Genomic DNA, 10,009 nt, shown 5'->3' on the forward strand with positions numbered 1-10,009 from the left:
ATCTAGTGATGATGGCATAGAGGAAACACTCCTTCCCATTCCGAACAGGACAGTTAAGCTCTATAGCGCCGATGGTACTGCATGGGAGACTGTGTGGGAGAGTAGGACGTTGCTAGGTTATTTGGATCTTTAGCTCAGTTGGTTAGAGCAACCGGCTCATAACCGGTAGGTCCGGGGTTCGAGTCCCTGAAGGTCCACCAGTTAGTGAAGAAGTTATGAATATAGTTCATAACTTCTTTTTTTACTCTTTAGAAAATTATATTTTGTTTGTAGTTCAGGATAATTATCTTAGATATAGAGCATAAGTAATATTAGAGCATACTACCTAAAAGAGTAAAAAAGAAAAGATAGTGCCATGACATTAACAGATAGAAAGATATAAAATTTTATAAGAATGAGTTGAGATCCTATACGAATAATAAATGATTTCCTTGCATATTAAAAAATATAGTGAGGTGATTAGTTTATGATAAAAACAGTAGTATGTAAACAAGAAGGATGTTGTGGTAACAAGTTTTATATAGAATCAATTGAAGATTGCTTGAGGATTACATGTAAAGAATGTGGAAGTAAATGTATTGTGAAAAATAATAACTATGAATGTAAAATCATATCTAGTTGTTCTAAATGCAATAATGATGTTTTTAAATTATTTAAAGATGATGATGATGAAAAAATTTATGCAAAGTGTTGTGAGTGTGGTAATCCACCAGATAGAATATATTTAGATACTGATGGGTTGGAGATATCATATGAAGAGAAGTTACTTCATGATATTAAAGATACACTTCAACAATTAAATCAAGATGTTTTAAAACTAGAAATGAAAGTAAATGCAGTAGAAAGTGGACAAGAACTATTAGAGGAATCATTGGCATATATAAACAAGTATTTATTAGATAAACATTAATAGAATATAAAAGGGGGAAGATTGGTGCAAAAGAAGATAAATAGGGTTTTAAGATGGGTGTTATTGATAGCGTGGTTAATATTTATTTTTATCATGTCTAATACACCAGGAGATTTATCAACAGAACAAAGTAATGTAGTGGTTAGGCTTATAGGAAAAATGGGGGTAGATATTTCTGGTGAATTTAAAAATACAATTTCATTTTGCGTAAGAAAAGCAGCCCATATTAGTGAATATATTATACTATTTATATTAGTGTATAGAGTGATAGTATTATATATAAAAAAAGAAAAAGCTAGATTATATGCATTAATTATTATTTTTTTGTATGCATCTTCAGATGAATTTCACCAATATTTTGTTCCAGGAAGAGAGGCAGCATTTAGGGATGTACTTATTGACACCTCAGGTGGATTAATTGCTATGTTATTCACATTAGTTGTGGATAAAGTTAAGAAAAAGAAATAATAAAGTTAAGAAAAAGAAATAATTATATTGTTAAAAAGCATAGTTTCAAAACAAGTTTTGAAACAGCTTAGTTAATGTTGAAGTGTCAGTAAGCTCTTAGTATGGAGTTCTGACACTTTTTTTTAAAAAATATTATAATTTATGATTTTAATAAGTTAATAAATTGAAAATTATATAATTTACTGAAGGATATTTATAGTATTTGATAGAAATTACTTTAGTAGAAATAAGTATAATATTTGTTTTGCGTGCTACATAGGATTAATAGTAAGAATTAATTTGAAGTGGGATAAAGATAATAATTATATAAGTTTAGAGAAAATAATACTTATTTATGAAAACGTAATCATAAATTGGCTATAATAGGGAGGTGAAGCTAATAAGGGGACTTATTGGCGGATGGTATGAAAGATTATAAAATTAATAACCTTAGAAATGTTGGAATTATTGGACATAGTTCAGTAGGAAAGACTTCGCTTGCAGAGGCTTTATTATTTACATCTAAAACAATAGATAGATTAGGAACAATTGAAGAAGGTAATACTGTTTCTGATTTTGATTCAGAAGAGAAAAAGAGAAAAATATCTATATCAGCCTCAATTATTCCTATAGAATGGCAAAAAATTAAGATAAACTTAGTTGATGTTCCTGGGTATTTTGATTTCTTAGGAGAACAGATACAAGGAATGAGAGCTGTAGATGTAGCAACAATAGTTGTATGTGGTGCAACAGGAGTTCAAGTAGGTACTGAGAAGGCTTGGGAATATTGCAATAAAATAAAGCTACCAAGGAATTTCTTTATAAATAAATTAGATAGAGAACATGCAGATTTTGATAAGGTTTTGGAGTCATTAAAGGAAAAGTTTGGGGTAAGTGTGGTGCCCATTCAATATCCTATTGGATCAGAAGATTCATTTAAAGGAGTAGTAAATGTAATAACTAAGAGAGCGAGAATATATAATCCACAAACAAAAGAAATGGAGGAGGCAGAAGTACCAGAAGATCTTATAGATAAAGTTAATGAATGTAAAGATATGATTATAGAAGCTGTTGCTCAAACAGATGAAGTATTATTAGATAAATATTTTAATGGAGAAGAATTTACAGATTTAGAGATGTATGAAGGTTTAATTAACGGTTGTGCAAGTGGAGACATTGCACCTGTAATGTGTGGTTCTTCAACTAAAAACATAGGAATAGCGACTTTATTAGAAGATATTGTGGAATGTTTTCCATCACCTAAATATGCAATTAAGCAAAAAGCAATAAATGTTTCTACTAAGGAAGAAGAGTTTATTGCTTTAGATGAATCTAAGCCTACATCAGCATTTGTGTTTAAAACTATTGCTGACCCATTTGTAGGTAAGATTTCATTATTAAGAGTGATAACAGGAAGTATTACTAATGATATGTCTTTAATAAATACTAATAAGAATAAGACAGAGAAAATAGCTCATATTTCATTTATTCGTGGCAAAAATCAATTACCAGCAGAAAAAGTAGTTGCAGGAGATATTTGTGCAATTGCTAAGCTTCAATATACACAAACAGGGGATAGTTTATGTGCTGATAATTATAAATATATTTATGATAAGATGAATTTCCCAGAAGCTATGTTGTCTATGGCGATTATACCAAAGAGTAAGGGTGATGAAGATAAGATATCTCAAGCAATAGCAAAATTATCAGAGGAAGATCCAGTATTTAAGGTTAAGAGAGATTTAGAAAATGCAGAAACAATTATATCAGGACTAGGTGAAACACACTTAGAAGTAATTTCATCTAAGCTAGCAAGTAAGTTTGGAGTAGATGTTGAACTTCAAGATATAAAAATACCATATCGTGAAACAATAAAGGGAAGGGCAGACGTACAAGGAAAACACAAGAAACAATCAGGAGGACATGGTCAATATGGTGATGTAAAGATTATATTTGAGAGAAGAATGGATGGAAAAGAGGAGTTAGAATTTGTAGACAAGGTTGTAGGAGGTGCAGTTCCTAGAAATTATATTCCAGCAGTTGAAAAAGGGCTTATAGAATGTATGAAGGAAGGTGTGCTTGCTGGATATCCTGTTATATCATTAAAAGCAACTTTATATGATGGCTCTTATCATTCTGTTGATTCATCAGAAATGGCATTTAAGGTAGCTGCATCACTAGCTTATAAGAAAGGATTAAAAGAGGCAAAGCCTATATTATTAGAACCTATTATGAGTGTAGAGGTAGTAGTGCCAGATGAATATATGGGTGATATTATGGGCGATCTTAATAAGAGAAGAGGTAGAGTATTAGGAATGGAGCCAGATGGAGATTATCAAAAGGTTATGGCAGAAGCTCCTATGGCAGAGATGCTTAAATATGCTACTGAACTTAGATCTCTAACTCAGGGAAGAGGAACATTTACTATGAAGATGGATAGATATGAAGAAGTTCCTGAGGTTGAGGCTGTTAAAATAATTAATAATGCCAAGAATCTTAAAGAAATGGCTTAAAATGTTATGCTAAAATAATATCATTCTTTATTAGATTTTTTGTTCTTAGTAAAATATTATAAGGTCTTTTCCATGAAAATGTTGAAGTTATAATAAGTCAGGTTATTCAATAAATAATTTCAACACGGTTGTGGAAAAGACTTTATATTTTTATTATCTTGATACGTTACCAGCTACATTTAATACATCCCATGTTCTAGAAAATGGTGGGGCGTAGCATAGGTCAAGCATACCTAATTGACTTGTAGTTAAGTTACCTAATATTGCTGCAGCAATTACATTAGTTCTTTGAACTGCGTCTTTAAAGCCAGCAACTTGACCACCTAATATTCTTTTTGTAGAATTATCATAGATTAATTTTATGTATATTTTATTTCTACCAGGATAATATGTTGTTTGATTATAATCACTAATAAAAGTTGATTTATAATCAATGCCTAGTGCTTTAGCTTTAGTTTCTGTTAATCCTGTTGATGCAGCTTCCATATCCATAACTTTAATACAACTTGATGCTAGAGAACCTTGAAATGGAATATTGTTTCCAGCAAGGTTTTCACCAACAATTCTACCTAGTTTATTGGCTCCAGTTGCTAATGGAACATAAGTGTTTTCTTTAGTAATCATATTTGGTATAGTAGCACAATCTCCAGCTGAAAAGATATCTTTTATATTTGTTCGCCCATATTCATCAACTATTATTGCACCATTAGGAAGCATATCTATAGAGTTATATTTTAAAAACTCCGTGTTAGGCTTTACACCAGTTGCAATGATTACAGCATCAGCATTTATTTCACGTTTATTGGTTATTACTTTTGAAACTCTATTTATTCCTTCAATTCTAGTTACTGATTCATTTAGCAATAAATCCACATTATGTTTTCTAATTTCATCTTCTAAAAGTGTAGTTATATCTTCATCAAATACATTAGATAATATTCTATCTTCTAATTGTATTAATGTTATGTTTTTATTTTTATGTTTACAAGCTTCCACAGCTTCAATTCCTATGAAACCGGCACCTATTATTACTATATTTTTAATGTTATCGTCATCAAGAATAGATCTAAGTTTTGATCCATCAGACATAGATTTTAAAGTGGTTACATTATCTAGGTGTAGATTTTCAATAGGAGGGAAAATACATGATGCTCCAGTTGCAATCATTAGTTTATCATAATTATCAATAATTAATTCTTCTGTTCTTAAATTCTTTATTGTAATTTGCTTATGTATAGTGTCTAAACCGACAACTTCATGAAATATATTTAGTTCTATATTGCTTTTTCTGAATTCTTCAGGTGTTCTTGCTATAAGCTCATTAGGGTCATCAAAGAAACCGCCTGCATAATACGGTAGACCACAAGCACCTAGGGATATAATATCTGTTTTCTCATAAATGACAACTTCATAATCTGGTTGTAATCTTTTTAACTTTGCTGCAGCGCTCATACCAGCAGCAACTCCACCAATAATAATAACTCTCAAATTTAAATTCCTCCTTATAAGTAACATATTTGTAGACAAAATTGAACATACTATATTATAATATAGTAACTTATTGGCTTATAATAGCAATTATATATTTATTTATATTATATAATTAAAATTTTTAACGTCTAGTCTAATTGCACAAAAAATTTTATAAACATAAATGTTAATTGGAAAAGACGCTAAAAGTTATATTGCTTATGCAGAATATAGAATTTTTATAGACTGCTTTATGGCATACAAAAGAAAAAAAGGAGAGTATCATATGAAGAAGAGTTCTTTTTTATCAGATTTTCTTATGATAACTAGTGTTAATACAATATTGTTTATAGCAGTATTAGTAGGTACATTTTATATTATAAGAAGATTAGAGAAGAAAAAAATAAAATTTCAAACTAGAATAATAGTTGCAACTATAATAGGACTTATACTTGGAATTATTATTCAGTTAGCAGCTGGTTTTCCAAAAGAGCCTAGCAAGGTAACATGGTTAAATGAAGTAAGTGCTTGGTATAATTTCTTTGGAGCAGGGTTTATGGATTTACTTAAAATGCTCGTTATACCTTTAGTATTTACATCTATCTTGAGAGTTATTACTAATATGGGAGAAGGAAGAGAATTAACTAAGGTAACACTAAAGACAATAGGTATGCTAGTTATAACAACTGTTCTATCAGCAATAGTAGGAGTTGTTATAGCACACATGATGAAGCTTGGAGTAGGTGTAGAGGTAGCTAATCAAACAGCAGAGATTAGAGAAGTTACTCCGCTTGTTGAAACAATAAGAGCATTGATTCCAAGTAATGTTATTCAAGCAATGGCAGATGGTAATGTTATAGCTATAATAATATTTGCAGGATTTCTAGGAGTAGCAGTTAGAAGACAGAGAAAAAAATATTCAGATATAATAAAGCCATTTACAGATGTTATAGAAGGATTTTATAAAGTTATTCTAAGTGTATGTATGACAGTTATTAAATTTATGCCATATGCAGTAATTGCAATGCTTGCTCAAACAATATGTGCAAATGGATTAAAATCAATGTTAGAATCAGTTAAGTTTATAATAGCTTTATATATAGCAGTTGCTATAGTATTTATAATACATCTTGTAATTATATCAATAAATGGATTGAGTCCTATAAGATATTTGAAGAATTCAACAAAACAATTAATATTAGCTTTTACTTCACGTTCGAGCTTAGGTACTTTACCTGTTACTATTGAAACATTAACAGATGAACATGGAGTTGAAGAGGGTGTAGCTAGTTTAACAGCAAGCTTAGGTTCAAACATGGGTATGAATGGATGTGCAGGAATATATCCAGCTTTAGTAGCGGTTACTTTGGCCAATATGGCTGGAATCAATATGGATTTAGGTTTTTATATTACATTAATTATAGTAATTACAGTAGGATCATTTGGAATAGCAGGACTTCCTGGTGCAGCCACCATGGCTGTTTCAGTAGTTGTTTCAGGAATAGGGCTTGCAGCTTATTTTCCATTAGCAGCTGGAATAATTGCAATTGATCCTATATTAGATATGGGTAGAACAATGCTTAATGTAAATGGAGCAAGTGTAATTTCAATAACAGTGTCAAATTCATTAAACAAACTTAATAGAGAAAAATTTAATCAATAAAAATATCCACATGGTTAATTAACTTATCCACAAATAAAATGGAATAAGTTAATAGCTATGTGGATATAATATATATAATAAGACTATTTTGAATTTTGCTTGGAGGATTGGATTGGTATGTCAGATTATAGGATGAATATAAGAGGAGAGATAGGATTAACGGAGTATAGCAACATATATGATTACCTTAGTATAGTTAATAGCAATGATAATTTTACCATTAATATAGATGATAGTAATAAGCAAGAGATAAACATAATTAGTTCAATGCTTAGATGCAATAAGTTTTGTGTATATGATGAAGGGTATGATATATCAGGAAGTTATTATATTAATGCATATAAGATGAAATAGTACTTTATTTATGATAAGAATAATTTTACAATATAAGAAGATAGTCTTTAACTAGGTAATGTTGAAACTATCTTCTGATAAATTGAAAAATAAATAATCCAGGACAAGTTTTATTATATTTTAAGGGGGGATTTTTGTGAAAGCAGAAATTATTGCAGTAGGAACAGAGATATTATTAGGAGACATAGTTAATACTAATGCACAATATTTATCTAAGGAATTAGCCTCTATTGGAATAGAAGTTTTTCATGAAGAGGTAATAGGTGATAATGAAGATAGATTATTAGAAGCTATTGAACATGGTTTTAATAGAAGTGACATAATAATTACTACAGGAGGACTTGGACCAACTCAAGATGATTTGACTAAAGAAACAGCTTGTAAGTATTTTGGAATGGATTTAGTAATGCATGAAGAATCTTATGTAGCGTTAAAAAATTATTTTAGTAGAATGAACAGAGAGTTAACAGAAAACAATTTAAAGCAAGTATATTTTCCTAAAGAGTCAATAGTATTGCCTAATCCTAATGGTACTGCCCCAGGAGCTATTTTAGAGAAGAATAATAAATACATAATAGTACTTCCAGGACCACCTAAAGAGATGAAACCTATGTTTGATAATTATGTTAAGGATTATCTTAAGAGTAAAGGCGATGGTCTTATAAAATCTAATGTAGTAAGGGCATTAGGTATAGGAGAGAGTAGAGCAGCTACTAAGTTAAAAGATTTTATAGAAAATGGAGTAAATCCTACAGTAGCGCCTTATGCTAAGGAGGATGATGTTATACTTAGAATATCTGCTAAGGCTGATAATGAAGAAGAGGCTCAACAATTAATAGATCCTGTAAAGAAACAGATAATAGAGATATTAGGTGAAGATTATTATGGAGAAGGAGAAGATAATACTATAGAACAAGTATTAGTAAATCTTCTATTAGATAAAAACATTACAATAGGAACAGTAGAGTCTTGTACTGGTGGAATGATAGCAAGTAGGTTGGTATCATGTAGTGGAGTATCACAAGTATTCTTAGAAGGAGCAGTAACTTACTCTAATGAAGCTAAGATGAGAACCGTTAATGTAAAGAAGGAAACTCTTGATAGATATGGCGCAGTAAGTGAAGAAACAGCTAGAGAAATGGCAGAGGGAATAGCAAAGAGAGCTGGGGCAGATATAGGAGTATCAACAACAGGTATAGCAGGCCCAGATGGTGGAACTGATGAAAAACCTGTTGGATTGGTGTATATTGGAATATATTATAAAGGCAAAACAGAAGCATATAGATATGTATTCAATGGAAATAGAAATAAAGTTAGAAATAGAGCAACTGTTACAGCATTGGATAAGGTTAGAAGGAAAATTTTAATAGGATAGAAAAAGTAAACACTCCCTATTCATCAATAAAGATGAATAGGGAGTGCTACTTATATAAATAAAATGGGGGAGAGGCGATTGTATAAGCTTATCGCTTCATTAATAAGTATTTCCACATTGTCATAAAAATATACACTTATAAAAATAATTAATTAAAAAATATTCAAGATAATATTGAAAGCATAGAAATAAGCTTGTTGTTATCTAGGTTTATTTAATAAGATAATTTGGTATTGTCATATAATGTGGAGAATTCTTCTTCGCATATCCATCCACGTGAATTAACATTAGAATCAAGAGGAAGGGCAACATAATACCAATATGTTTGATTATTTTTAACTTCATCAATAATGTATACTTCCATTTTAATTTTATTCTTATGTAATAGATGAGAATCTCTATAAGGGGCCAATCTTAGATGAGAATTCTCTTTTATAATTCCACCTTTTGCTGAAGGTTTTAAGAATGTAAGATGCACATTAATAGTATTAATAGGTGCTAACTTAGACTTTAGAGCATTTACTTGTCTGGTAGAAGCAATTAATTTTTCTTTAAGTGTAATAATTTTTTTGTTAGTATAGATTATGAATATAAGAAGAGATAAAAAAATAGTGAAAAATATAAAAAATAATATCATAATATACCTCTATAATAGTTTTTATATAATATATTCCTAGTATATAAAATATATTGCTAGGTTTAAAAAAATATCATTAGGAAAGGAAGAGAATATGAATATTAGAGAAGCAAATATAAAAGACGTAGAAATAATTGTTGATTATAATTATAATTTAGCCTACGAAACAGAAAATATACATTTAGATAAGAATACATTAACAAATGGAGTGAAAAATATTATATTAGATAATACTAAAGGAACATATTATGTATGTGAAATTGATGGTAAGGTAGTTGGACAGATAATGTATACATATGAATGGAGTGATTGGAGAAATGGCACATTTATATGGGTTCAGAGTGTATATGTCAACAAAGATTATAGAGGACAAGGTGTATTTAAAGCTCTGTATGCTAAGGTGAAGGAAATCTGTGAAAGTAGCAATGAATATGTAGGAATAAGACTGTATGTTGAGAAAAAGAATTATATAGCTCAACAGACTTACAATAACATAGGAATGCATGAATGCAATTATTATTTGAGCAAATTTCATATTTGCTCATCGGCTAAATATCTAGTTTTTATTTTAAATAAAAAGGAAGATCACCCCAAATGTTGAATAAAATAAATAACAACAATCCACAACAAAAGGAGTGAT

General features: G+C 29.9%; 9 protein-coding genes, 1 tRNA gene and 1 rRNA gene. 9 read left to right on the forward strand and 2 right to left on the reverse strand.

Features of this window, described 5'->3' with window-relative positions; all coding sequences use genetic code 11:
* The first annotated feature begins 1 nt into the window (after position 1).
* From rrf to fusA, 5 genes are all read left to right on the forward strand, one after another.
* Positions 2 to 118 (forward strand): 5S ribosomal RNA (gene rrf, locus KQI77_RS07150).
* A 5-nt stretch (positions 119 to 123) separates the two neighbouring features.
* Positions 124 to 200: transfer RNA gene (locus KQI77_RS07155), tRNA-Ile, on the forward strand.
* 266 nt (positions 201 to 466) lie between these two features.
* Positions 467 to 910 carry a hypothetical protein gene (locus KQI77_RS07160; protein WP_216389732.1) on the forward strand — a complete coding sequence of 148 codons (444 nt, stop codon included), beginning with the start codon at positions 467 to 469 and terminating at the stop codon, positions 908 to 910.
* 24 nt (positions 911 to 934) lie between these two features.
* Positions 935 to 1,378 carry a VanZ family protein gene (locus tag KQI77_RS07165; RefSeq protein ID WP_216389733.1) on the forward strand — a complete coding sequence of 148 codons (444 nt, stop codon included), beginning with the start codon at positions 935 to 937 and terminating at the stop codon, positions 1,376 to 1,378.
* 404 nt (positions 1,379 to 1,782) lie between these two features.
* Positions 1,783 to 3,870: an elongation factor G gene (fusA, locus tag KQI77_RS07170; RefSeq protein WP_216389734.1), complete on the forward strand. Its 2,088-nt coding sequence runs from the start codon at positions 1,783 to 1,785 to the stop codon at positions 3,868 to 3,870.
* A gap of 153 nt (positions 3,871 to 4,023) precedes the next feature.
* Here fusA and KQI77_RS07175 read toward each other — a convergent pair whose 3' ends face one another.
* On the reverse strand, positions 4,024 to 5,358 hold the full coding sequence (locus tag KQI77_RS07175) for a CoA-disulfide reductase (RefSeq protein ID WP_216389735.1): 1,335 nt from the start codon (positions 5,356 to 5,358) through the stop codon (positions 4,024 to 4,026).
* Between the two features lie 268 nt (positions 5,359 to 5,626).
* Between KQI77_RS07175 and KQI77_RS07180 the strand changes: the two genes are divergently transcribed.
* The 3 genes from KQI77_RS07180 (at position 5,627) to KQI77_RS07190 (ending at position 8,732) form a co-directional block, all read left to right on the forward strand.
* Positions 5,627 to 7,003: a cation:dicarboxylase symporter family transporter gene (locus KQI77_RS07180; protein WP_253289383.1), complete on the forward strand. Its 1,377-nt coding sequence runs from the start codon at positions 5,627 to 5,629 to the stop codon at positions 7,001 to 7,003.
* A gap of 117 nt (positions 7,004 to 7,120) precedes the next feature.
* The gene (locus tag KQI77_RS07185; protein ID WP_216389736.1) at positions 7,121 to 7,357 is read left to right on the forward strand and encodes a hypothetical protein; all 237 of its coding nucleotides are present in this window, start codon (positions 7,121 to 7,123) and stop codon (positions 7,355 to 7,357) included.
* A gap of 136 nt (positions 7,358 to 7,493) precedes the next feature.
* Entirely contained in the window at positions 7,494 to 8,732 is a 1,239-nt protein-coding gene (locus KQI77_RS07190; protein WP_216389737.1) for a competence/damage-inducible protein A, read from the forward strand.
* A 214-nt stretch (positions 8,733 to 8,946) separates the two neighbouring features.
* On the opposite strand, the gene KQI77_RS07195 is transcribed toward KQI77_RS07190, so the two are convergent.
* Entirely contained in the window at positions 8,947 to 9,369 is a 423-nt protein-coding gene (locus tag KQI77_RS07195) for a hypothetical protein (RefSeq protein ID WP_216389738.1), read from the reverse strand.
* A 94-nt stretch (positions 9,370 to 9,463) separates the two neighbouring features.
* On the opposite strand from KQI77_RS07195, the gene KQI77_RS07200 reads away from it, so the two are divergent.
* Positions 9,464 to 9,970, forward strand: coding sequence for a GNAT family N-acetyltransferase (locus KQI77_RS07200; protein WP_216389739.1), 507 nt, complete (start codon positions 9,464 to 9,466; stop codon positions 9,968 to 9,970).
* Positions 9,971 to 10,009: the final 39 nt, after the last annotated feature.

This window comes from Clostridium sp. MSJ-8 (genome assembly GCF_018918325.1).
In the GTDB taxonomy this organism is placed as follows: Bacteria; Bacillota; Clostridia; order Clostridiales; family Clostridiaceae; genus Clostridium.

Bases quoted from the DNA above. Each gene is read 5' to 3' on its own strand.
- KQI77_RS07160 (WP_216389732.1), top strand. From the start codon at position 467: ATGATAAAAACAGTAGTATGTAAACAAGAAGGATGTTGTGGTAACAAG.
- fusA (WP_216389734.1), top strand. From the start codon at position 1,783: ATGAAAGATTATAAAATTAATAACCTTAGAAATGTTGGAATTATTGGA.
- KQI77_RS07180 (WP_253289383.1), top strand. From the start codon at position 5,627: ATGAAGAAGAGTTCTTTTTTATCAGATTTTCTTATGATAACTAGTGTT.
- KQI77_RS07185 (WP_216389736.1), top strand. From the start codon at position 7,121: ATGTCAGATTATAGGATGAATATAAGAGGAGAGATAGGATTAACGGAG.
- KQI77_RS07195 (WP_216389738.1), bottom strand. From the start codon at position 9,369: ATGATATTATTTTTTATATTTTTCACTATTTTTTTATCTCTTCTTATA.
- KQI77_RS07200 (WP_216389739.1), top strand. From the start codon at position 9,464: ATGAATATTAGAGAAGCAAATATAAAAGACGTAGAAATAATTGTTGAT.